Genomic DNA, 23,754 nt, shown 5'->3' with positions numbered 1-23,754 from the left:
TCAACCAAAGAGATCGCTTTGCCGCTTGGGCATTGCCATACCCAGATGCGCCCAGGCCTTTTGCGCCAGCATGCGCCCGCGCGGCGTTCGCTGGATCAATCCCTGCTGAAGCAAAAAGGGCTCAATCACTTCTTCCAGCGAGTCCCGGCTTTCAGACAGGGCAGCAGACAGCGTTTCAATTCCGACCGGGCCACCGGAGTAGTTTTCGGCGATCAGGCGCAAATACCGCCGATCCGCTCCGTCCAGACCAAGATTGTCAACGCCAAGCCGTGTCAATGCGCCATCCGCCAACTCGCGCGTGATCCGGCCATCGCCTTCGACCACGGCAAAGTCCACGACCCGCCGAAGCAAGCGACCGGCGATCCGGGGGGTGCCGCGTGATCTGCGTGCAATCTCACGCGCACCTTCGTCATCGGCAGGCGCCCCCAGCTTGCGCGCATTGCGGGTGACGATCTCGTGCAATTCGTCGACCGTATAAAACTGCAACCGCGTCGGAATGCCGAACCGGTCCCGCAGCGGAGTGGTCAGCAAACCCATCCGCGTGGTGGCGCCAACCAGTGTGAACGGTTGCAACTCGATCCTAACAGTCCGGGCCGCTGGGCCCTCGCCAATTACAAGATCCAGTTCGAAATCTTCCATCGCGGGATACAGAACTTCTTCCACTGCCGGATTCAGCCTGTGTATCTCGTCGATAAATAGAACGTCGCGCGCCTCGAGGTTGGTCAGGATCGCAGCCAGATCGCCCGCCTTGGCCAGAACCGGCCCTGACGTCATGCGAAAATTCACCCCCAGCTCGCGCGCAATGATCTGCGCCAGCGTCGTCTTTCCCAATCCCGGCGGGCCGTGAAACAACGTGTGATCCATCGCTTCATCCCGCTTGCGAGCGGATTGAATAAAGACCCGCAGATTAGCGCGCGCCTCGGCCTGTCCGATGAATTCATCCAGCCCCTGCGGACGCAACGCACGATCGTTATCTTCAGGCAGCGGCTCGGGTCTCAGGGCGGGGTCCGCGTCAACCATCAATCACTCAACCTTTCGGAGCCAGAAGTTTCAGCGCAGCGCGGATCAGGTCCGCCTCGCCCGCATCCGGCAGATTGGCCGCAGCTTCGGCCACCGCCGAGGCTGCATCGGACGGACCGTATCCCAGATTGGAAAGGGCCGAAAGCGCGCCAGCCGAGGCCGCAGCACTACCAGACGCCGGTTGCGGCGCACGCCTTGGGGTCGGGGTCGCATCCACTACCTCAACAACTTCCGGCGCAGGGCCATCCATGGCCTCGGCAACCGTGCCACCCATCGCCATGACACCCGGAGCCTTGTCCTTGAGGTCCAGCACAATCCGCTGCGCCGTCTTGGGGCCCACGCCCTTGGCCGCCTTGACCGCGCCCCAGTCACCCAGCGCTATGGCCCGGCTGACACCATCCGGCCCCAGCGCCCCCAGAATGGCCAGAGAAACCTTGGCGCCCACCCCCTGCACGGAACACAAGAGCCGGTGCCATTCCTTTTCAACCAGCGAAAGAAAGCCGTATAGCTGCATCAGATCTTCGCGCACGACCATGTCGGTATATAGGGCGACGGCTTCGCCCACCCCCGGAAGCGCGGCCATCGTCCGATCCGAGCAGTAGACCAGATATCCGACACCACGAACATCAATCAGAATGTGATCCGCCGCCCGATAATCCAGCCTGCCGGTCAGTTTTCCGATCATGCCCGCACCTCTTTCAATCGCGTTTGTTGTGCCTTGCCGTAATAGGCGTGACAGATCGCAATCGCCAGCGCATCTGCAGCATCAGCCCCCTTGGGCTGACATCCCGGCAATTGCAGCTTTACCATATGCAGGACCTGTTCCTTTTCGGCATGACCGACACCCACCACAGTTTTCTTGACCCGGTTCGGAGCATACTCGCCCACCAGCAAGCCGGCTTTCGCCAGTGTCAGCAAAGCCACACCCCGGGCCTGGCCAAGCTTGAGCGTCCCCGCCCCGTCCTTGTTCACGAAGGTCTGTTCGATAGCGGCCTGATCGGGCTGATGCGCGGCAATCACTTCGACAATCTGATTGTGCAGCGACAGCAGCCTCTCGCCCAGATCGTCCCCGTCCGAGTGGCACAGTCCGTTCGCAACGTGACTCAACCGGCTGCCATGCGATTCGATGACGCCCCATCCCAGGGTTCTCAACCCCGGATCAATGCCCAGAATCCGCATTTTTTGCCTCGGCCTGCTCGGGTTTTGTGACTTTTTTCATGCACTAGCACGAAACATGAACATTTTCCAAGTGATTTGACACGAGGGCAAAAACGACACGGGTTGCTCCAACGCGACAAAACCGGTCACTTCCCGACACGGAATATCCTGAAACCGACCAACTTTATGAAGATCAATTTACCAATAAATTAAGGGGTCTTAACCCTCGGCGAGCCTTGCAAAAATCGCATAGGACACATGCATTTTCATCTCTTGTGAAACAAAAATGACATCACTAGATGCCCGTCAGATCGAAAGATCGAAACGTTGACACAAACCAGAAGGAAACAGGATATGGCTGCACTGGACACCACCCGCACCACCACTGGCTCGTTCGGCCTCGTTGGCCGTATCGGCGCAATTTTTGCATCGGTCGTAAACACCGTTGTTGAATGGAACGATGCCCGCGTAACCCGCAACGCGCTGAACGGTCTGACTGACCGCGAACTGGATGATATAGGCCTGTGCCGCGGTGATATTGATATCGTGGCCGAAGGCCGCCACTAAACGCACCACTCACAAAGTTGCCCTGCAACAAGGGGCTACAGAAACACCGCGGGCTTTTGGCACGCGGTGTTTTTCTATCTCCGGACAGTTTTTGGGATCAGGGCAGAACTTTGCCCAACTGGGCCGCCAAAAAGCCCGATACCGGCTCGGTCTGCATCACCCATGCCCCGGCCTTTTCGACAGGCGTTCCATCATTCAGCCGCGAGACCCGCGCCTCGTAGGATGTTGTGCCCAGACTGGCCATCAAAAATGCCTTGAAGGCAAAAAAGCATAAAACACACAAGACCAGAAACCGCAGCGGGATCGCCGACCGCACACGTTGCGGTTTCATCACCACCAGACCATCCGGACGCATCTGGGTACGATAGCCCCGGCTCATCTTTTGATGTTTCTTTGCCAGGCGACTCACGCGCTGGTCGAATTCCAGTTGTTTCCCTGTCATGGCAGCCTCCGAAAACCGCCCCCCTACGAATCTAGGACGGTAGACAGAGAATGCGTCAAAAGAGGGGCAAAAAACCACAAAGCTCCTCAAAACGACCTAATTTAAGCCTTCTTTCCTTAAAACCAGCGTTGTCCACTCACCAATCTCACCCTTATTGACCAGATTGACGCCATTTTCGGAATAAACGGAAATGACTTCAGCCGCCTGTTCGTTAAGGATTCCCGACAGGATCGCGTAACCTTCGGGGCGCAGGTTCTGCGCAATCTCGGGGGCAAGCGCGATCAGAGGGCCTTTCAGAATGTTGGCGAAAATCAGGTCATAGGGGGTATTGGACTGCAAATCCGGGTGATCGAATCCCGCCGCTTCGATGCACCGGACGGTCCCTTCCATCCCGTTTGCGCGCAAATTGGCCTCGGCAACGTCTACGGCCACCTGATCGATGTCACTGGCGATGATATCACCATCCCAGACCCGCGCGGCAGCCATTGCCAAAACGGCGGTACCGCAGCCGATATCGGCCACTTTGGATGCCGTGAAACCGTCACTCAGCAGGTGGTCCAGAGCCTTGAGGCAGCCCAGTGTCGTGCCATGATGACCGGTACCAAAAGCCATCGCGGCCTCGATCAACAGCGGGATGCGCCCTTCGGGTAGCTTGTCGGCGTCGTGACTGCCGTAGACAAAGAACCGCCCGGCCTCGACCGGGGCCAGCTCTCGGCGTACGTGGGCGACCCAGTCCGTTTCGGGCAGTTCGGACACAACAAACGGCTTGGCCTCGAACGCGGCGGCCAGTACGGCCAGCGCGGTTTCATCCGGTTTTTCCGTGAAATAGCCGCCGACCTCCCACAGGCCCGATCCGTCTTCGACCTCGAACACGCCAACGCCGGTGGGTTCCGGGTCCAGTCGCTCCATCGCTTCGCCCAGACCTTCGGCGGCCTTTTTGCCGGTCAGAGTGGTAAGCGCGGTGAATGTGGGCATGGGGGCCTCCTGTCTCAGTTGCCTAAGCGCCTAGGGCCATGGGCAACCGAGGTCAAGCCGTGCCGCCTATTCCGCAGGCGCCGGAGCGTATTTCGACAGGATGGTTTCGTTGCCCGGCTCCGGGTGGCGCGGGATCAGCAGGGACAGGGCCAGCGACACCATCGCCATGGCGGCAGCCAAGGCAAAGACCGCACCGGGTGAGACCACCCACAGCAAACCCAGCAAGGCTGGCAGGAACACCGCGGCGATGTGGTTGATCGTGAACGCGACTGCAGCCGTCGGCGCGATATCCGCGGGATCGGCGATCTTCTGAAAATAGGTCTTCAACGCCAAGGCCAGCGCGAACAGCACATGATCGATCACATACAAAGTCGCCGCCAGAACCACGCCCCAGCCAAACCAGTAAATACCGCCATAAGCTGCAAAGACGATAGCCAAACCGGCATACTCGAAGATCAGCGTACGGCGTTCACCGAACACCGAAACCGCTTTGCCCAACAGCGGTGCGGCCATCATGTTGATCATCAGGTTGATCAGGTAAAGGCCGGTCAACTCGTGCACTTCGAACCCGAATTTCTCGACCATCATGAAGCCCGCAAACACGACAAAGATCTGCCGCCGTGCCCCGGCCATGAACTGCAGTGCGTAATACAGCCAGTAGCGGCGGCGCAGCACGATTTTCTTTGTCTGCGGCGTGGGTGCATCGAATTGCGGATAGGCGATCAGGCAGAACAGTGCCAAAAGCACCGTCACCCCGCCCGCAGCCATGAACACGAAGTTATACGACAGATCGAAACGATCCCAGGTCAGCACAATCAGGCCATACACAACCGCCGTAGCCGCCGAACCCATGGCCACCAGCCAGCCCAATACCTGCGGAGCCCGATCCTTGGGCAGCCATTGCAGCTGCAAAGACTGGTTTACCGTTTCGTAATAGTGAAACCCGATCGAGCTGAAGAGCGTGACAAACAGCAACCCGCCAAGGCTGGGGAACCACGCGGTCACAGCGGTGGCCACCCCCAGCATCATCAGCGAGATCATCGCCAACACCTGTTCGCGGATGAATATGATCACCGCAATCACGCCCACGGCCAGAAAACCAGGGATTTCCCGCACCGTGTGAAGCAGGCCGATATCCGCGCCATCGAAACTCGCCACCTCGATGACAAAATTGTTCAACAGCGCACTCCACGCGTTGAAGGCGATGGGCATGGTCAGCGCCATCACGAACAGGAGCGTCACAGGTCGGCGCCAGAACGGAAGGCTCTGCGCCTCGGAAAGCGGCATGGGTTTCAGCATGGGACTCCGTCTACGCCCATTTTCCGGCTTTGGCGAGGGGGAAGCACACCGTGCACAGCCACCCTGCGTGAATGCAGACGTCAGTAGAAACTCTGCGGATCGATATCCACCGTCAGGCGAATGTCACCTTTCAGACGCAACGGTGCGATCCAGCGTGCAATGGCGTCCTGAATGGGTGCGCCCTTGGGGGCCTTGACCAGCAACCGCACCCGATGCCGCCCCCGGATGCGCGCAATCGGCGCCGGGGCCGGGCCGAAAACCTGCGCGCCGATCTGGCGCAAGGGCGCATCATTGCGCGCCATGGCGTTGCCGATGTCGAAAACCGGGCCGACCTCGGGGCCCGACAGGACAATCCCCGCCATACGGCCATAAGGGGGAACCCCCGCCGCCTGACGCCCGGCGGCTTCGGCCTTCCAGAAACCCTCTTCATCCCCGGACAAAATCGCCCGGATCACCGGGTGTTCGGGCTGAAACGTCTGCAATAACGCCTGCCCCGGCTTTTCCGCCCGACCCGCACGCCCCGCCACCTGTCGCATCAACTGGAATGTCCGCTCGGCCGCGCGCAGGTCCGCGCCGTGCAGACTGAGGTCAGCATCGATGACCCCCACAAGCGTCAGTTTGGGAAAGTTGTGCCCCTTGGCCACCAACTGCGTACCAATAACGATATCTGCATCACCCTGAGCAATCTCTTCGATCTTGGCCTTAAGCGCCCGCGCCGAGCCGAAAAGATCGGAGCTGAGCATAGCGATCTTCGCCTCGGGGATTGTCGCCTCGGCCTCTTCGGCCAGCCGTTCGATCCCCGGCCCGACCGGTGCCAGTTTGCCTTCGACCCCGCAGGACGGGCATTCTTCGGGCATCGGTTTGGTTTCACCGCATTGGTGGCACATCAGGCGCTTCAGGAACCGGTGCTCGACCATCCGCGCATCGCAATGATCGCACGCGATCTGCTCGCCGCAGGCCCGGCACAGGGTCACCGGCGCATAGCCACGGCGATTGATGAACAGCAGCGACTGCTCGCCCCGCTCGATGCGTTGCCGCACGGCCTGGCGCAGCGACGGAGAAATCCACGTCCCCGGCTGCATCTGCTCGGCCCGCATGTCGATGGGTTTCATGTCGGGCAGTACCGCCTCTCCAAAACGCGAGGTTAGGTCCAGCCGGTCATATTTGCCTGCCTCGGCATTGGCCCAGCTTTCCAGCGACGGCGTCGCGCTGGCCAGAATGACACGCGCGCCACAAATGGCCGACCGCAGAACAGCCATATCGCGCGCACTGTAATGCACGCCGTCTTCCTGCTTGTACGAGGTGTCGTGTTCTTCATCGACAACGACCAGACCCAGATTGCGAAACGGCAGAAACAAGGCCGACCGCGCGCCCACAACCAGTTGTGCATCTCCCTGACCGACCATCCGCCAAACCCGACGGCGTTCAGTCATGGTCGCGCCCGAATGCCATTCCGCCGGACGTGCGCCAAACCGCGCCTCGACCCGGGTCAGGAACTCGGCGGTCAGGGCAATCTCGGGCAACAGAACCAGCGCCTGCCGCCCCATTCGCAGCGCCTCGGCCACGGCTTCCAGATACACTTCGGTCTTGCCGGACCCAGTGACGCCTTTCAACAGGGTCGTGCCATAATCGCCTGTCTGCTGCCCAGCTTGCAGCCGCGCCACCGCCTCTGCCTGATCCTCGGTCAGATCCTTCCCCGACAAATCCGGATCAAGATGCGGATAAGGCAGATCACGTGGACTGTCCTCTTCCCTTACTGCGCCTTGTTTCACCAACCCTTTGACAACCGAGGATGTCACCCCTGCCTGCTCGGCCAGTTCCTTCAGCGTAAAGGCAAGCCCGCCATAGTCGCGCAAGACCTCCAACACGCGGGTCCGTGCGTCGGTCATCCGGTCAGGTTCACCCTTACCCAACCGATATATCTTGCGCATCGATGGTGGGTCGCCCAATCCCGGCGCGCGGGTCGCCAGCCGCAGCATCGCGGGCATCGGTGTCAGCGTGTAGTCGGCCACCTTGCCCAGAAACACGCGCATCTCTTCGCGCATCGGTGCAACCTCAAGCACCCGGATCACCGACCGGGCCTTGCTGAGGTCAAAGCCCCCCTGCCCTGGCCCCCAGACCACGCCCAACACCTTTCGCGGCCCCAAGGGGACCTCGACAAAGGCACCCAGAAAGCACCCGCCCTCGGGCGCTTTGTAGTCCAGCGTCCGGTCCAGCGGCTGGGTGGTCAGGACCGCCACCAGTTCGCCTTGGTCGAAATACTCCTGACTGCTCAATGCGCGCCTTTCCTTGGCAGGGGTTTCGGCAGGTGTTTCTTTGAGGTAAAGGCATCCGCAACCAAGGCCAACCCATCAAAGGACTGCCCTCATGAAATTCTTCGTAGACACAGCCGAGATCGACGCCATTGCCGAGCTCAACGATCTGGGCATGGTGGACGGTGTTACCACCAACCCTTCGCTGATCCTGAAATCGGGTCGCGACATTCTAGAAGTGACCAAGGAAATCTGTGATCTGGTCGACGGGCCCGTCTCGGCCGAAGTGGTCGCAACCGAAGCTGAAGACATGATTGCCGAAGGCCGCAAGCTGGCAAAGATCGCGCCCAATATCGCCGTCAAAGTACCGCTGACCTGGGCCGGCCTGAAAGCCTGCAAGACGCTGACCGACGAAGGTCAGATGGTCAACGTGACCCTGTGTTTCTCGACCAATCAGGCGATTCTGGCGGCCAAGGCTGGCGCAACCTTCATTTCGCCCTTCATTGGTCGTTTGGACGACATCAATCTCGATGGAATGGACCTGATCGCCGATATCCGTCAGGTCTATGACAATTACGGGTATGAAACCGAAATCCTCGCCGCTTCGATCCGCACGGTGAACCACGTGACCGACAGCGCCCGCATCGGCGCCGACGTGATCACTGCGCCGCCCGCCGTGATCAAGAAGCTGGCGGATCATCCCCTGACTGACAAAGGTCTGGAAACCTTCCTGGCTGACTGGGCCAAGACAGGTCAGAAAATCCTCTGATATTCAGAGCTACCGCGCGGTGCCGCCAGGTACCGCGCTCGGCCCAACTGCCTTGCCTGATCTCTGATCGGGCCAAGCAGGCGGGAGCTTTTGTGTTCTGATTGCAATGGCCAACCAATACCACGAAGTACGGAAAATTTTACCGAGTCAAAGCGGCCAACTCATGCTATAAGTTGCCGCAACAACAAAATCGGACACAACATGAGCAGTAGCCCGACACTCAAAGACGATCTGCGCGCCGCTATTCTGGCCAAGCCGGATGCGATTCTGGACGACAAGGATCTGATGCAAGCGCTTGTCGCCGCCAATGAGCGGGCGATGGGCGAAAACATCATCGATTTGCGCGGCATCGCCATGGAAAGGCTGGAAACACGGCTGGACCGGCTTGAAGACACGCATCGTTCGGTGATCGCCGCGGCTTACGAAAATCTGGCAGGAACCAATCAGGTTCACCGGGCCATTCTCCGCCTGCTCGAACCGATGCAGTTCGAGGATTTTCTGCGCGCACTTGGCACCGATGTGGCCGAAATCCTGCGCGTGGACCGGATCACTCTGGTTCTTGAAACCACGCTTGAACACGAAGATCCCTCCATCAACACGCTGGACGGTGTGCTGACGGTGGCCGAACCCGGTTTTATCGACAGTTATCTGACCTACGACCGCGGTCGCCCGGCGCGCCAGGTCACGCTGCGCGAAATCCAGCGGGCTACACAAAAAGTCTATGGCGGCCTGTCGCAGCAACTGCGCTCCGAAGCTTGCCTCAAACTGGACCTCGGTAAGGGTCGGCTGCCCGGCATGATCGCCATGGGCTCGCGTGATCCGGGACACTTTACACCACAACTCGGAACTGACCTTCTGTCATTTTTTGCCGGTGTCTTTGAACGGTCGATGCGCCACTGGCTGTCATGAGCCTGATCTCACCAGCCTGCCGTGACGCACTTGAACGGTGGCTGGACAGCCTTGGGGCACTTTCGGGCCGGTCTGAGAATACACAAAACGCATATCGTGGCGACGTCGCTGAGTTTCTGTCTTTCCTGACGCTGCACAAAGGCGCGCGCGAAGGTCTTGGTGCGCTTGAAACGGTTACCGTATCCGACATGCGCGCCTGGATGGCGCAGCAACGCGGATCGGGGGTCGGCGCCCGGTCGCTTGCACGCAAACTTTCGGCTGTCAAAAGTTTCTACAGGTGGCTGTCCGAACGCGAAGGGTTCGAACCAACCGCCGTTCTGTCCACCCGATCCCCGAAATTCACGAAGAAGCTCCCTCGTCCTCTGGCCGAGGACGCGGCGCAGACAATGATCGAAACGGTCGAGATGCAATCCGCCTCGGATTGGGTGGCAGCGCGGGACGTAGCGGTCGTCACATTGCTCTATGGTTGCGGGCTGCGCATTTCCGAAGCACTTTCGCTGGCCGGACGCGACGCGCCGCTGCCCGCCACACTCAGAATCGTTGGAAAAGGCGGTAAAGAAAGGGTCGTTCCGGTGCTACCGGCGGCGCGGGATGCAGTGGATACCTACCTGCGGCTTTGCCCTCATCCCATGGCTCCGCAGTTGCCGCTTTTCCGGGGCGTACGCGGCGGTGCGTTGAATCCAAAGGCTATCCAGTCGGTCATGGCCAAAGCCCGCATGCAACTTGGGTTGCCCGCGACCGCGACACCTCATGCAATGCGGCACAGCTTTGCGACACATCTGTTGTCGGCAGGCGGCGACTTGCGGGCGATACAGGAGCTGTTGGGACACGCCTCACTGTCGACAACTCAGGCTTATACCGCAGTCGACACCGCGCGTCTGATGGAAGTGTACAACCGCGCGCATCCAAAGGCGTAGATCGGCAGACCTGTCGCCTTCGGGTCATGTTTCAGTCTGAAAATCCTTCAAAAACCGATATTTCGATGCCCCCGCCACAAAAGCCGGGCTTTTTGCTTTGCATCTCGGTTGAGCATGGTTCATGAAACGGCCATGACCTCCAGATTCAAAGCTCTCTTTGTTCACCTTTTCACTGCAACCGGTGCCGTATTTGCCATGTTGGCCATGCTTGCAGCTGTCGAAGAGAAATGGAGCCTGATGTATCTGTGGCTTGTCGTTTCCTTCATTGTGGACGGTATCGACGGACCGCTGGCCCGCCACTATCACGTCAAAAAGAACGCCCCGGAATTCGATGGCGTGCTGCTGGATCTGATCATCGACTACCTGACCTATGTGTTCATCCCCGCCTTTGCCCTGTTCAAGTCGGGGTTGATGGACGGCTGGACAGGGTGGTTCGCCATCATTCTGATCACCTTCGCCAGCGCAATGTATTTTGCGGATACACGCATGAAAACAAAAGACAATTCCTTCTCCGGATTTCCCGGGTGCTGGAATATGTTCGTCATCGTGATCTTTGCACTGGAACCGAATTTCTGGGTCATTCTTGCTTTGGTCACACTGCTGGCAGTTGCAATGTTCCTGCCGCTTAAGTTCATTCATCCGGTGCGGACGGAACGCTGGCGCGCCCTGTCGCTGCCGATGGCTTTTGCATGGACCTTTTTCGCAGGCTGGGCGGCGTGGGTCGATTTCCACCCCCAAAGCTGGGCGCATTGGGGTCTGGTAATCACCAGCCTCTATCTGGTTTCCGCAGGCATCGCACAGCAGATCATTCCGCAACGCACGGTCCCGGCCCGCTAATTCAGCGTGTGATACGCAGGCCTTGCCGCTAAAGAACGTCTTCGACTTCGAACTCGGTGCCGTTGTGGGTGAATACATCACCCTTCTGCAGCCCGGCCATGACCAGGTAGATCGGGCTTTGGGTTGAAATACCCATATAGGTCTTACCGTCCACTTCGAATCTGGTAGTTGAGACACAAACAACAAATCGACGATTATTGAACTTGATGACAGCGCCTGGGCTTACTGTGTCGGTCAATCCGAAATCAGTGTTTTCGATAACATCTATTTTGGCGTGGTGCGCCTGTACCGGGGCGTCAAAGGCCGCGGCCAAATCGGCATTCTCGCGAGATGCGGCGATATCATCCTTGTCGTGGCCTTCCCGGTCATCCAGTTGGGATTCCTTCATGAACGCATCATAATGCGCCTGAGCCGTTGCCAGTTCCTGCTCCTCAAGCGACATCAGGCGATCAATAATAGCTTTCTTTTGTCCAGCGCGATCTTGCTCGGCAGTCATGAAATGCGGTCCTTCATATTCGATCTTTTGAACAGGTTGTGTCGCAAACGGTGGGAATGCAACATGTTTCGATCTATCAGATCAGCAAGCCCGCAGCCCGTTCGTGCTTTAGCAGCTCGACTTTGGTTTCGATCCCACCCTGCCCCGAGAACCCACCAAGCCCGTTTGCCGCCAGCACGCGGTGGCATGGAATAATGACGGGAATGGGATTTGCACCACAGGCCTGACCAACCGGTTGTGCCGGTTGCCCCAGCTCTTTCGCGATATCCCCGTAAGTTCGGGTATGGCCAAAGGGGATTGCGTACATCAGGTCGCACACCTGACGCTGGAAATCCGAACCAGCGACCCGATAAGGCAGATCAAACTGCTCCAGCCGCCCCTCATCATACGCTTTCAGTTGCCCTGCGGCTTCTTTCAGCAAAGGGGTATCAGGTTCATCGTCCGCGCCGTTCCAGACCAGACGGACAATAACGCCATCGGCCTCTTCGACCCCAAGACATCCAAACTGAGTTTCAACGGCGATCATAGGCATGAACACAGGCTGGCAGATCAGCTGAAACAGTGCAAGCGGACAAAGAAAAACCCCCGCTGCGGCATGGCAGCGGGGGTTTGAATGACAATACGGTCTGCGATCAGGTCAATGCTTCGTCGCAGCGACCGCAAACATCGGGGTGCGTGTGTCGGCCGACATCCGGCAAGATTTTCCAGCAGCGCTGACATTTCACGCCTTCGGCTTTTTCAAACACAACGCCTACACCTTCGATTTCGGGAACTCGGAAAGCCTCGGCCGGGGCGGGATCGCCGGTCACGGTCAGGCCCGACGTGATGCACATGTCATCCACATCAAATGTGGACAACAGATCGCGCGTTTCCTCATCTTCAACATACACAATCGGCGCAGCCTCAAGGCTGGAACCGATCACCTTGTCCTGACGCTGAACCTCCAGTGCGGCTGTGACTGCGCGGCGGACGCGACGCACCTTGGCAATACCGGCCTCAAGTTCGGTGTGACGCCAATCAGCGGGCGTATCCGGGAAATCGACCAGATGGACCGAGCTGTCATCGCCCGGGAAACGCTCCAGCCAGACCTCTTCCATGGTGAAGACCAGAACCGGGGCCAGCCATGTGGTCAGGCGATGGAACAGGATATCCAGCACAGTGCGCGCCGCACGGCGTCGCACGCTGTCGCCATCGCAATACAAAGCGTCCTTGCGGATATCGAAGTAGAAGGACGACAGATCGACCGTGGCAAAGGTAAACACCGCACTAAACACGCCCTGAAAGTCGAACTCGGCATAGCCTTTGCGCACCTGCTCATCCAGATCGGCCAGTCGGCTCAGCACCCAGCGTTCCAGACGCGGCATTTCAGCCGAGTCGATCCTGTCAGCCTCGGTGAAATCGGCCAGCGAGCCCAGCATGAACCGCATCGTGTTGCGCAGGCGGCGATAGCTATCGGCGGTACCTTTCAGGATCTCCGGTCCGATCCGCTGATCGGCGGTATAGTCAGTCTGTGCCACCCACAGGCGCAGGATATCAGCGCCGTACTGTTTCACGACCTCATCCGGCACAATGGTGTTACCCAGTGATTTGGACATCTTGTTGCCCTTGGCATCCAACGTAAAGCCGTGGGTCACCACATTGCGATAGGGCGCGCGACCTTTGGTGCCACAGGCTTGCAGCATGGACGAATGGAACCAACCGCGGTGCTGGTCGGTGCCTTCCATGTAGACATCAGCGATGCCGTCCTCGGTCCCGTCCTCGCGGTCGCGCAGAACGAAAGCATGGGTCGAGCCCGAGTCGAACCATACGTCCAGCACGTCGAAGACCTGATCGTAGTCGTCCGGGTTGGCGATGCCGTCCAGCACCTGAGCCTTGAAGCCATCGGTATACCAGATATCCGCGCCGTCTTTCTCGAACGCCGCCTTGATGCGTGCGTTCAGGTCTGCGTCGCGCAGCAGATAATCCGCATCGGTGGGCAGAGCACCCTTTTTGGTGAAACAGGTCAGCGGCACACCCCATGCACGCTGGCGCGACAGAACCCAGTCCGGGCGCGCTTCGATCATCGAATACAGACGGTTACGACCGGTCTGTGGCGTCCATTTTACCAGTTCGTCGATGGACCGCAGCGCACGTTCGCGGATGGTGTCGCCCATCTCGCCCATACCATCGTCCAGCTTGCGATCAACGGACGCGAACCACTGCGGCGTGTTGCGATAGATGATCGGCGCTTTTGAGCGCCACGAATGCGGATAGCTGTGCTTGATCTTGCCGCGCGCCAGCAACCCGCCGACCTCAACCAGCTTGTCGATGACGGCCTTGTTCGCGTCACCTTCGCCACCCTTGCGGGACAGGATGTATTTGCCGCCAAAGAACGGCAAATCAGCGCGGAAGCTGCCATCGTCCATTACGTTATAGGTGATGACCTGCTCGAGCATGCCCAGATCGCGATAGAGTTCGAATTCCTCCATACCGTGCGAAGGCGCACAGTGGACGAACCCGGTGCCTTCGGTGTCGGTCACGAACTCAGCCGCGCGGAAATCGCGGATGTCGTCCCACTCACCGTTGCCGCCTTCGGCCCCGGCCAGCGGGTGGGTGAGTTGAACACCTGCCAGCTCATCCGTGGTCACATCGCGGACGCGGGTCCACTGGTCGTCATTCAGGCGTGCGCGGCCCAGCACGTCAGCAGCCAGATTGTCTGCCAACAGAAATTTGTCACCTACCGAGGCCCAGCATTCGTCGGGCGTACCAACGACCTCGTACAGACCGTAGGAAATATCCTTGCCATAAACGACCGCCTTGTTCGAAGGCATGGTCCAAGGGGTCGTCGTCCAGATCACCACATAGGCATCATCCAGATCGCCAGCGTTCACGACCTTGAACTTCACCCAGATGGTGAAGCTTTCCTTGTCGTGATACTCGACCTCGGCCTCGGCCAGAGCGGTCTTTTCGATGGGCGACCACATCACAGGCTTAGAACCCTGATAGAGCGTGCCGTTCATCAGGAACTTCATGAACTCGTCCGCGATCACGGCCTCGGCGTGATAGTCCATGGTGATGTAGGGATCAGCCCAGTTGCCGGTGATGCCCAGACGCTTGAACTCTTCACGCTGGATGTCGATCCAGCCTTCGGCGAACTTGCGGCATTCCTGACGGAAATCGACGACGTTCACCTCGTCCTTGTTCTTGCCCTTCTTGCGGTACTGTTCCTCGATCTTCCATTCGATCGGTAGGCCGTGGCAGTCCCAGCCAGGCACATAGCGCGCGTCAAAGCCCATCATCTGATGGGACCGCACGATCATGTCCTTGATGGTTTTGTTCAGCGCGTGACCGATATGCAGGTGACCGTTGGCGTAAGGAGGGCCGTCATGCAGGGTAAAGGGCTTTCTGCCCTCTTTCTCGCGCAGGCGGTCATAGACCCCGATTGTCTCCCACCGCTCCAGCCAGTTGGGCTCGCGCTTGGGCAGGCCGGCGCGCATGGGAAATTCGGTTTTAGGCAGGTTCAGAGTGTCTTTGTAGTCAGGTGTTTGGGGTGTGTCGGCGCACATGGGGGGCGTCCCTTGGATGATCTGGTCGTGTATGGATCGAAGCGGTCAGTGCGAAATCTCAAGCACCTTTGCCCGGCGTCTCGCGTAGTCAGAGCGCCGGGGATATAATTCGAATAATGATGGCCAGACGGTCATGCATGGCCGCGCTTATAGGACGCCCGCCCTCAATGGTCCAGAGGTTCCGCCCCCTGCGGTGATTGGCGCAATTTGGCCCACCGGTTTAGCCACGCCAGACCCGCCAGTGCGAGGCCCAGCGCAAGCAGAGAAAAGACGCGGATCAAACCACCCAGCCCGGCAATATCGATCAGAAACACCTTGGCCACGGCCAGACCGATCACAGCCAGCCCGGCCTTACGCATCAGGTCCGACTGGCGGGCAAGCGACTGATAAAACAGAACCGCGCCAATTATCAGTAGTGCCAGCGTGTATGTATAGAGTTCGGGCTGGGTGACGCCGTTACCTTCGTACATACCCTCCGCACCCTGCCAGACATGGCGGATCGCAAGGCCAAGCCAGAACGCCGCCAGTCCAGCGCCAGTAATATAGCAGAGCTTTCTCAGCCAATCGGGTGTGAACGAAATCCGCCACGCGGAAAAACCGATGACCAGAGCAGGCAAAAGATAGGCTACTGCCAGCGTGTTCATAATTGGCAGGCCAAGCACCGGTTCGGCACCCGGGCGCGTCAATGGGTTGGCGTCAACCAGCGCCTCCCCCAGCAATGCGATGCCGTGGAGTGCGAAAACCCCGCCCAACAGCGCCCGGAAAATCCGCAGCTTGCCTTCGATTTCCAAACGCTGAAGCTGCGTGAACGCAAGCAACAACCAAATAACAGCCAGCAATCCCAGCCCCCAATGGCTGTCCCTTGCACCACCTTCCCCGAAGCTTTCCAGCCAGCGCAGCAACAGCAGGGTCAGCAGGATACCAGCCGTTGACCACGCGGCACTTTCCAGCATCAGCGCCGCGACAGGGCGGGTCAAAGGTTTCAGCAGCCAAAAGGCAATCAGGAACCCGATCAGAGCGGCCCCGTAAACCAACGTCATCTCATGCACTGGAACTGTATTGGCCCAGTCGAGACCGGGGTCCAGAACCAGACGAACGCCGACCGTCACGACGCCAGCCCAGATGAACCAGCTCATCGGCGGCAGGTTAAACCTGCGATCCAGCGCAGCGGCGGCGACGATGGCCGTCACAAAGGCGATGGTCAACGCAGCCGAACTCAGCACTATGACACAGGCAAAGGTCAGGCAGGACAAGGCTGACAATGTTGCCAGTGCCGGTCGCATCCGGTTTTCGCCGTCCACGCGCGCAAACCGCTCGGCTATTACCACCATTAACGCACCCAATGCCACAGCGTGCAGTGCCCAAGGGTAGGCGCCGATCACATCTGCCGGGCGCCACCCAATCTCAAGCGCGACAGCCATCACCGGCGCGAAAAGCGCCGCTGCTCCGGCCCAGATAACGGCTGTGCGCCCGGCCCGGAATGATCGCCACGCCGAAACGATCGATATCAGCCCTGCCAGTACAACCAGAATTGTTACTGACATGGGAAAATCGGCCTCAGCGGTTTCCAGATAGGTAGCAGCAAATGTCCGGCTTACTGCGCCGCCGTCCAATCCATGCACCAGAACGAACCAGATCAGACCTGCCGCCGGAAATAAGGTCGCGTCCTGCAGAGCACGCGCATCCCGTGCCCATGTCATCAGCGCCAATGTCAGGCCGGACAGCAGAATAATCGCAAGCCAGAATTCGCTGCTCGTGTCGGCCCAGTGCAACGTCAATATGGCCGAGGATGTTGCAACGGCACCAAAGGCCAACCGCGTTGGAAACTCGGGCCAGACATCGCCTTTTTTTCGAACCAGAATTTCACAGATCATCGGGCCGGAATGATCGGGCCAAAGACGGCGTACGGGGATCACGATAGCGGCCAGCGCAAGTGCTGTGGCAAACAGCAGATACGCCCATTCGGTCAGCGGCGAGGCAAGAACAAGCAACAATGCGGACGCATAAGCCCCAAGCAGCGCCAGAACCGATATCCACGCCCAGCGCCGCACGGTGTCTATGCCCAAACCCAAAACGGAGATGACAAAGAAATAACCATAAAGCCACGACGGATCGTCCGACGCGCCGCCCACCAGAAACGGCGCGGAAAAGGCGCCGATCAGCCCTACAGCAGCCAAAAGCGGACCATGAAACCAGCCCAGCACCAGACCGGTAAGGGCGATTAGAGTCAAACCAATCAGGGCCGTTTCGGGTCCGATCAGGCCATAAAGCTGCCGCGCCGCCAGAACGCCGCCAAACAACGTGACAAGGCCTGCGCCCGAAAAGACCGATGGCAAATAGGCCGTGGCCGAGCTTTCATCGTCACCATATCTGCGCCGCACTAACTCGCCCGCACAAATTAAAGCAGCGCCAAAGATCAGGGCGGCGGCAACTCTGGCAGTTGGGGGCAAAAGACCGTTTTCCACGCCGTACTGAACAAGGAATATACCCGCCAACGCCAATGACAGGGCAGAGACAGCGTAAAACCAGTTTTCGCGCAGCCAGGCACCAAATGCCTCGAACCGGTCATGTCGAAAAACCACCGCCTTGGGTGTTGCCTCGTCTGATGGTTCGATCTCCGGACCCTGCGTTTCAACCTCAGCAGGTGGTCTCGGCTTTGACGCCTTTTGAGGTGCCCATGGCCCGGAAGAGGATTTTTCTTTTTCGGGCTCCGGCAATGGAGCCGTTGGGCGTCTCTCTTTCTCCGCCGGGCCGACAATTGCGGCACCCTGCGACGCAGCGATCTGGCGCTCCAGCTCCTCCACCCGCTTGCGAAGGCGTGCCTGTCCGATCAGGAGAACAACTATGGTTACCGGAATGGCCAGAACAATCAGGCCGACAAGGACAAGCAGTGACTCCAAAACAAACCTCCGGGTGGTATCGGCACAAGGTACTCTGGCCTGCAGCCGTGTGACAATCCGGATATCCTGATGATATCAATATGTTGCGATCCTGCAGGGTATTCGATCCTAATCCAGGAAAGGTATTTCCGGGCGCGCGAGCATTAGCCATATGATCGCCAGAACGGAAAAGAATGCCGGAAACCCGCAGGCAAACCAGATACGGAACAGGCGATAATATGCGCCCGGCAGTTCCGTCGCCCCCTCTACCGCGCGCTTCGCCAGATCGCGCATTCTCAGCTGAATCCAGACCACGGGCAGCCAGAAGGCACCTGTAACGACATACAGAACCAGCGAGAGCACGAGCCAACCTTCGGTCAGGTTCCAGCCCAACCGCCAGGCTAAAAAAGCACCGGTAACAGGCTGCAGAATGACCGCAGTCATCGTAAATACCAGATCAGCTACAACAACTGTTCCGGCAGTATGGGCGATGACCCTCGCATCGTTGCTTCGATGTGCCATCAGCATGAAAAAGGCTATTCCCGCACCGGTGCCCAAAAGCACGCAAGCACCGATCACATGCAACCAGCGCAACAGAAGGTCAGGATCGATCATCGGCTCTCCAGCAATTGACGGGCCAACAAGTACAGGACCATGGCTGGCAGAACCTTGACCAGCGGCCCCAACGGATCGGCCCACAGTTCAGGGGCAATACAAGTCGCGGCGATCAGATAGAATCCGGCGACCATTGCCTGAAGAAGACAGACACGCGCAGCCCAGGGTCGCCACAAAATAGCCAACCCCAAGGCCACGTCGACCAGCGACCAGAAGGCGACACTTGCAGCCGCCGCAGCGGCCGGCCAGCCCGATGCGGTCAATACCTCTTTGGCCGCAGAGAGGCTGATAAGGCCCACGACACCGGACAGCACCCAAAAAAGGCTGAGCACTCCGACAACGAAAGGCATGAACAGAGACATCCGTGCCGCAAGCCTGTACTCGCGACCACATGCGAAACCGGCATAGATTTCGGGCAGTGCGGACAGCCCGTGACCAGCAACCGAACGGTATGGTTCGGGGTCACCCAGAATGCCTTTATTTATCACCTTAAGGGACGTGCTGCGCAAGGGGGATCGCCAACCAAGCTTCCCCAGAAAATCAGCCGCGGCTGCAATCAGCCGAACGGTCCAATGTGGCATGCTGAACGTGATACGCGCCGGTGAAAATCCAAGCCAATTCCGGGTTTGTGCGACGACCTCTGCCAATGAATGCGCGTTGTCTTCCACCAGATCATAAGATCCTTGCGGGAGGTTTTTGGACACAGCAGCAGAGATGACGTTGCAAAGATCGGTCATGCCAACAGACTGAATAGAAGAGTCTGCAAAGGCGAGTGGTTGAAACAGCGGGACTGCGGCGATCATCCGCAGCATCGCCGTGCCGCCATAGTCGCTCTGACTGATCACAAGCCCGGGCTTCAGAACCCACAGGGAAGCGCCACATTTGCTCAGCGCCGCGTCTCCGGCGGCTTTTGTTCGCATGAATGCCGTGTCAGCATCAGGTACGGCACCAATGGCCGATACCTGCACCACGGCAATTCCCCTATCCGTACAAGCCTGCCCCATCGCGGCAATCGACAGGTGATGCACGGCCTCAAGATTGTCCTCGGGGCCGTCCTGCAAAGCGCCCGCGCAGTTCACAACGACGCCGATACCTTCAAGTGCCTCTGCCCAATCCTGTGGACGGGTAAGAGACCTCAAATCCCCCTGAACTAAATCTACACCCGGCAGGACCCTTGCACCTGTCCGCACGTTTCGCACCATGCCCCTGACGACATGGCCATTCCCCTGCAGAGTGCGAACAACCGCGCTTCCGATGAACCCGTAAGCCCCCAGAACCAGTACATGCCGTCTGATTATTGTATCGTCCAAGATGCGCATCCATTTTTCCGCCCGCGCATCATCAGACCTCGAACCGATACTTACCAGAGCATAACTTACCCCTGCGACATCAATACCTTGTCAGGGGTGAAACAGCGTTCCGACCAGATAGGCGATGGATGCAGCAAACCCGCCGATCAGGAACGTTTCAAACCCCGAACGCCACCACGGCGCTAGCGACCAGCGGCTTTTGAAGGCGCCGATGGCAAAGAAAACGCCCATCGTCGTCCATGCCGACAGTGCAAAGGCCTGCTCCATACCAAGAAGAAACGGCAGCAACGGGATCATCCCCGCGACGAGGAAGGCCAGAAATGTGGCCAGCGCAGCCTTGATGGGATGCGGGTCAACACTGCCCAGCCCATATTCCCCTTCGATCATGAGGCTGATCCAGTTTTCGCGATCCCTTGTTATCGCGGTTGTCGCATCCTCAAGCACCGGTCCTGAAAGACCCTTTTGTGCCAGAATCTCGCGTACCTCATTTCGCTCGCCTTCGGGGTAGAGTGAGATGTGGCGTTCTTCAATCGCCCGGATGCGGCGAATATTGTCCAGTTCGGCCTTGGTGCCCGAATAGTTTCCCGCCGCCATGGAAAACCCGTCGGCCAGAACATTTGCCAGACCAAGCGCAACAATGACAAACGGCGATAACCCTGCCCCCGCAACCCCCGCGACAATGGCAAAGGTGGTCACCGATCCGTCAATGCCACCATAAACCACGTCTCGCAGCACCCCTCGCCCGGGCGGAGCGTTGATCCTGTCTGAAATCTCCTGCTGGCTGTGCCCGTGGTCGGTCATGGCTGGCTCCCCCTGTTCCCGTCAATATCGGGTATGGGCGGGCCTTTGGCGTTGCGTCAGATCAATCCTTGCTGAAAAGCCCGCTTAGCGCACGTTTTACCATACCCCGCGTCGATGGCTTGTGTCGTTCCGAGAATGGCATCGGACGGCATACTTCCATAGCAGCAACCCCAACGCGGGCACTGAGGGCGCCGTTCACCAGACCTTCACCAAACCGGCGTGACAACTTGCTGAGGATGGATCCCCCCAACACAGGCTCAAGCAGATCATCCCCCACTGCCACGGCACCGGTTGCCACAAGATGAACAAAGACTGCACGGGTCAGACGCCAGCTGCCTAGGAACCCGGCACGCCCGCCATAAATTTCGGCTATCCGCCGTATCATCCTGAGCGACGCGGCCAGTGCGGTGACCACATCCGCCAGAGCCAATGGAACCAGCGCCGTCACCGTTGCAACCTGCCGTGCCGCAGCCTCAACCTCACGGCTGGCGGCGGCATCAAGGGGGGCGAGTAGTTCGTCCTCGGCCAGGGATAACAGTGAGGTGGCGTCGAACTGCTCTGACGCGCGCTCAGCCAGTCGCTCCCGGCCCCAACGTGTTTCCTCACGTCCCTTGTAGAAAGCGATCAGGCGGCTGGTTACATCCCGCGCCTGCGCCAGATCTTCTTCGGCCAGCGCTGCGTCCGCCGCCCGGCGCAGGCCATCCACACGCGACAGCCGACCAATGGCCGCCAGTTCCCGGATGGCGACGATCAGGGCAACCAGAACAAAAGCCGCGATTAACCCGGTGACGACCCAACCCAATATCGGTGCGCGCAACAACAATGATGTCGCAAAATCCCATGCGGCAACCGAAACCACCGCTCCAATCACCGCCAAGGCCAGCCCCCAGAACCATCTGGACAGTGCCGATGGCTTGCGGGCCGCAAACCGGGCCGCGGCCTGCATCGCCTCACCACTTGGTGGCGCGATATCAGGTACCGGGGGCGCTTCGGACACGTCCTGAACAGGCGCTGCGTCGTCTTCAAGATCAATCAGAACGGGACCCTTAGCCATTTGCGATCCTCTCAAGCCGCCAGACATATTTTATGTCAGGCAGGCATTCATCGTTGTCCGAACCATCCCTGCGCGCAGCCTCGACAAATCCGTTGCGCTCGTAGAATCGCCGCGCGCCAAAATTGGCCTCAAATGCAAAGAGAGACAGGTTCGGGCTTTGCGATTTCGCCCGCTCCAGCAACTGCTGTCCTATCCCCTTCCCCCGCGCAGAGGGCCTAAGGTAGAGCGAGTGAATTTCGTCCCTGTCCATCGCCAGAAATCCCGCAATTCCCCCACCTGTTTCAGCCACCGTGACCCAGCCCCGGTCAATCATCGTACCGCAAAAGGAAATCGTCTCGGCCAGCGAATGGAGTTCGGGCATCCACGCATTTTCGCGGGCGAAGCCATGCAGGATGTCTCCGGTCTGACCCGCATCCAGACTGCGCGCAGGGCGAAGGGTGACGGTCATAGGCGGTCTCCGATCAAAAACTGGGCCGAACGGTCCAGACGGATATGGGGCGGTCCGTCTCCGGGTCGCAGAGTCAGTGGCGCAGGTGCAAAATCCATGAACCCATAATCCTCACCCAGCCATGTTTCGGCTCCATCGCGTGCGGGGGACAGCAAATGCGCGGGATCTTCGGGCAGGTCTCCGGGATAAAAGGCCGCCTGCTTGCCGGTTTCCAGCAAGGTTCCCCGCACACAAGGCAACTCGACGCCGTTATGGGCGCGCATCTCTTCGGTCGTCGCCCGCAGCGACGCCAATGACAGGGCGGATGTTTCGGCCCCTGCAAACTTCGCCCGGTCCCGTGCCTCGCGTGTCAATGCCTCCATGATCGCGGTCAGGCGCGCATGTTGCAGATGGTGCAGATGATCGGCCTTGGTGGCGGCGAACAGTATACGTTCAACCCTTTTCCCCAGCAAAAGCTGGCTGAGCCATGCGTTGCGCCCGGGGCGAAAGGCAGACAAGATATCAGCCATCGCGCGTCGCATATCCTCGACCGCCTGCGGCCCCTTGTGGATCGCACCCAGCGCATCCACCAGAACAACCTGCCGGTCAATACGGGCGAAATGATCACGGAAGAAGGGCTTGACGACCTGCGCCTTGTAGGCCTCGTAACGGCGCTCCATTTCCCGGTGCAGGGTCCGGCGCCGCGCGGGACCACTAACCGGCAGCGGCGCGAATGTCAGAACCGGTGAACCTGCCAGATCACCCGGCAGCAAGAACCTGCCGGGAGTACAATCATAAAACCCTGCTTCGCGTGCAGAATTCAGATAGGCGGTGAATGTCCGCGCCAGCCCTCGCGCGGTGGCTTCGTCGTGCGACCCTGCCGGATCGGCTTTGCCAGCTTCAGCCAGATATTCGCTGGCCTCAGCGCGTGGCCTGATGCGGGACAGCGTTTCCTGCGCCCATTCCGCGTAGGATTTGTCCAACAGAGCCAGATCCAGCAGCCATTCCCCCGGATAATCCACAATATCCAGATGAACCGTCCGTGGCCCCTGCAGGCCCGAGAGCAAACCCGCCGGCTGCACCCTGAGTGACAGGCGCAACTCTGATACCGCGCGCGTACTGTCAGGCCAGTGCGGCGACGGCCCCGTCAACGCGCCAAGATGAGCCTCATAGTCAAAACGTGGCACAGTATCGTCAGGCTGAGGCTGCAGATAGGCGGCCACGATCCGCCCCTCCTGTTGCGCGACAAGGCCAGGCATGCGTCCGCGATCCAGCAGATTGGCCACCAGCGATGTGATGAATACTGTCTTGCCGGATCGCGCCAAACCAGTGACGCCCAACCGGATCACCGGCTCGAAAAACGTCTCGGACACCCGGTCGCCCACGGTTTCGACGCCGCGCACAAGACTGTCTGCCAGTGAAGAGATGACCAAACTGCCGCCCCGCTTTTTTCGTTTCAACCAAGATAGGTAGCACGAGCCC

General features: G+C 59.2%; 22 protein-coding genes. 5 read left to right on the top strand and 17 right to left on the bottom strand.

Annotated features, from left to right (window positions below; translation table 11 throughout):
* The 3 genes from ruvB to ruvC are packed head-to-tail and all read right to left on the bottom strand — an operon-like array spanning window position 1 to window position 2,199.
* On the bottom strand, window positions 1-1,020 hold the full coding sequence (gene ruvB, locus ACR0NW_RS15195) for a Holliday junction branch migration DNA helicase RuvB (RefSeq protein WP_170651388.1): 1,020 nt from the start codon (window positions 1,018-1,020) through the stop codon (window positions 1-3).
* A gap of 7 nt (window positions 1,021-1,027) precedes the next feature.
* Window positions 1,028-1,705 (bottom strand): Holliday junction branch migration protein RuvA, encoded by a 678-nt coding sequence (ruvA, locus tag ACR0NW_RS15190; RefSeq protein WP_480451172.1) that lies wholly within the window; start codon window positions 1,703-1,705, stop codon window positions 1,028-1,030.
* Window positions 1,702-2,199 carry a crossover junction endodeoxyribonuclease RuvC gene (ruvC, locus tag ACR0NW_RS15185; RefSeq protein WP_480451174.1) on the bottom strand — a complete coding sequence of 166 codons (498 nt, stop codon included), beginning with the start codon at window positions 2,197-2,199 and terminating at the stop codon, window positions 1,702-1,704. Before ruvC ends, ruvA begins: the two co-directional genes overlap by 4 nt.
* 333 nt (window positions 2,200-2,532) lie before the next feature.
* Here ruvC and ACR0NW_RS15180 point away from each other — a divergent pair, with 333 nt between their 5' ends.
* Entirely contained in the window at window positions 2,533-2,745 is a 213-nt protein-coding gene (locus ACR0NW_RS15180; protein ID WP_170651385.1) for a DUF1127 domain-containing protein, read from the top strand.
* A 97-nt stretch (window positions 2,746-2,842) separates the two neighbouring features.
* Here ACR0NW_RS15180 and ACR0NW_RS15175 read toward each other — a convergent pair whose 3' ends face one another.
* From ACR0NW_RS15175 to ACR0NW_RS15160, 4 genes are all read right to left on the bottom strand, one after another.
* On the bottom strand, window positions 2,843-3,187 hold the full coding sequence (locus tag ACR0NW_RS15175) for a hypothetical protein (protein ID WP_480451176.1): 345 nt from the start codon (window positions 3,185-3,187) through the stop codon (window positions 2,843-2,845).
* 96 nt (window positions 3,188-3,283) lie between these two features.
* The gene (locus ACR0NW_RS15170) at window positions 3,284-4,162 is read right to left on the bottom strand and encodes a 50S ribosomal protein L11 methyltransferase (RefSeq protein ID WP_480451178.1); all 879 of its coding nucleotides are present in this window, start codon (window positions 4,160-4,162) and stop codon (window positions 3,284-3,286) included.
* 66 nt (window positions 4,163-4,228) lie between these two features.
* Window positions 4,229-5,461: an MFS transporter gene (locus ACR0NW_RS15165; protein WP_170651382.1), complete on the bottom strand. Its 1,233-nt coding sequence runs from the start codon at window positions 5,459-5,461 to the stop codon at window positions 4,229-4,231.
* Between the two features lie 80 nt (window positions 5,462-5,541).
* Window positions 5,542-7,737, bottom strand: a complete 2,196-nt coding sequence (locus tag ACR0NW_RS15160; protein WP_480451181.1) for a primosomal protein N' — start codon at window positions 7,735-7,737, stop codon at window positions 5,542-5,544.
* Between the two features lie 91 nt (window positions 7,738-7,828).
* Here ACR0NW_RS15160 and fsa point away from each other — a divergent pair, with 91 nt between their 5' ends.
* From fsa to ACR0NW_RS15140, 4 genes are all read left to right on the top strand, one after another.
* Window positions 7,829-8,482: a fructose-6-phosphate aldolase gene (fsa, locus tag ACR0NW_RS15155; RefSeq protein WP_170651380.1), complete on the top strand. Its 654-nt coding sequence runs from the start codon at window positions 7,829-7,831 to the stop codon at window positions 8,480-8,482.
* A gap of 201 nt (window positions 8,483-8,683) precedes the next feature.
* Window positions 8,684-9,391 carry a DUF484 family protein gene (locus tag ACR0NW_RS15150; protein WP_170651379.1) on the top strand — a complete coding sequence of 236 codons (708 nt, stop codon included), beginning with the start codon at window positions 8,684-8,686 and terminating at the stop codon, window positions 9,389-9,391.
* A complete protein-coding gene (locus ACR0NW_RS15145; protein ID WP_480451183.1) occupies window positions 9,388-10,308 on the top strand; it encodes a tyrosine recombinase XerC in 921 nt (306 codons plus the stop codon). Before ACR0NW_RS15150 ends, ACR0NW_RS15145 begins: the two co-directional genes overlap by 4 nt.
* 132 nt (window positions 10,309-10,440) lie before the next feature.
* Window positions 10,441-11,145 (top strand): CDP-alcohol phosphatidyltransferase family protein, encoded by a 705-nt coding sequence (locus ACR0NW_RS15140; RefSeq protein ID WP_480451185.1) that lies wholly within the window; start codon window positions 10,441-10,443, stop codon window positions 11,143-11,145.
* A gap of 28 nt (window positions 11,146-11,173) precedes the next feature.
* Here the strand turns inward: ACR0NW_RS15140 and ACR0NW_RS15135 are convergent, their stop codons facing one another.
* From ACR0NW_RS15135 to ACR0NW_RS15090, 10 genes are all read right to left on the bottom strand, one after another.
* On the bottom strand, window positions 11,174-11,641 hold the full coding sequence (locus ACR0NW_RS15135; RefSeq protein ID WP_170651376.1) for an alanine--tRNA ligase: 468 nt from the start codon (window positions 11,639-11,641) through the stop codon (window positions 11,174-11,176).
* Window positions 11,642-11,717: 76 nt separating this feature from the next.
* Entirely contained in the window at window positions 11,718-12,173 is a 456-nt protein-coding gene (locus tag ACR0NW_RS15130) for a methylated-DNA--[protein]-cysteine S-methyltransferase (RefSeq protein WP_480451187.1), read from the bottom strand.
* 100 nt (window positions 12,174-12,273) lie between these two features.
* Window positions 12,274-15,186 (bottom strand): isoleucine--tRNA ligase, encoded by a 2,913-nt coding sequence (ileS, locus tag ACR0NW_RS15125; RefSeq protein ID WP_480451189.1) that lies wholly within the window; start codon window positions 15,184-15,186, stop codon window positions 12,274-12,276.
* 164 nt (window positions 15,187-15,350) lie between these two features.
* The gene (locus ACR0NW_RS15120) at window positions 15,351-18,086 is read right to left on the bottom strand and encodes a DUF2339 domain-containing protein (protein WP_480451192.1); all 2,736 of its coding nucleotides are present in this window, start codon (window positions 18,084-18,086) and stop codon (window positions 15,351-15,353) included.
* A 108-nt stretch (window positions 18,087-18,194) separates the two neighbouring features.
* A complete protein-coding gene (locus ACR0NW_RS15115; protein ID WP_480451312.1) occupies window positions 18,195-18,677 on the bottom strand; it encodes a DUF2269 family protein in 483 nt (160 codons plus the stop codon).
* A complete protein-coding gene (locus ACR0NW_RS15110; RefSeq protein WP_480451194.1) occupies window positions 18,677-19,990 on the bottom strand; it encodes an SDR family oxidoreductase in 1,314 nt (437 codons plus the stop codon). Before ACR0NW_RS15110 ends, ACR0NW_RS15115 begins: the two co-directional genes overlap by 1 nt.
* A gap of 90 nt (window positions 19,991-20,080) precedes the next feature.
* On the bottom strand, window positions 20,081-20,791 hold the full coding sequence (locus ACR0NW_RS15105; protein ID WP_170651370.1) for a VIT1/CCC1 transporter family protein: 711 nt from the start codon (window positions 20,789-20,791) through the stop codon (window positions 20,081-20,083).
* 61 nt (window positions 20,792-20,852) lie between these two features.
* On the bottom strand, window positions 20,853-21,845 hold the full coding sequence (locus tag ACR0NW_RS15100) for a YcjF family protein (protein WP_480451196.1): 993 nt from the start codon (window positions 21,843-21,845) through the stop codon (window positions 20,853-20,855).
* Entirely contained in the window at window positions 21,838-22,293 is a 456-nt protein-coding gene (locus tag ACR0NW_RS15095; protein WP_480451198.1) for an N-acetyltransferase family protein, read from the bottom strand. Before ACR0NW_RS15095 ends, ACR0NW_RS15100 begins: the two co-directional genes overlap by 8 nt.
* Window positions 22,290-23,705, bottom strand: coding sequence for a YcjX family GTP-binding protein (locus ACR0NW_RS15090; RefSeq protein WP_480451200.1), 1,416 nt, complete (start codon window positions 23,703-23,705; stop codon window positions 22,290-22,292). The genes ACR0NW_RS15095 and ACR0NW_RS15090 overlap by 4 nt, the downstream gene beginning before the upstream one ends.
* Window positions 23,706-23,754 lie beyond the last annotated feature (49 nt).

The sequence above is a fragment of the Ruegeria sp. CF5 genome (assembly GCF_056537325.1).
This window is presented reverse-complemented; position numbering and strand designations above follow the sequence as displayed.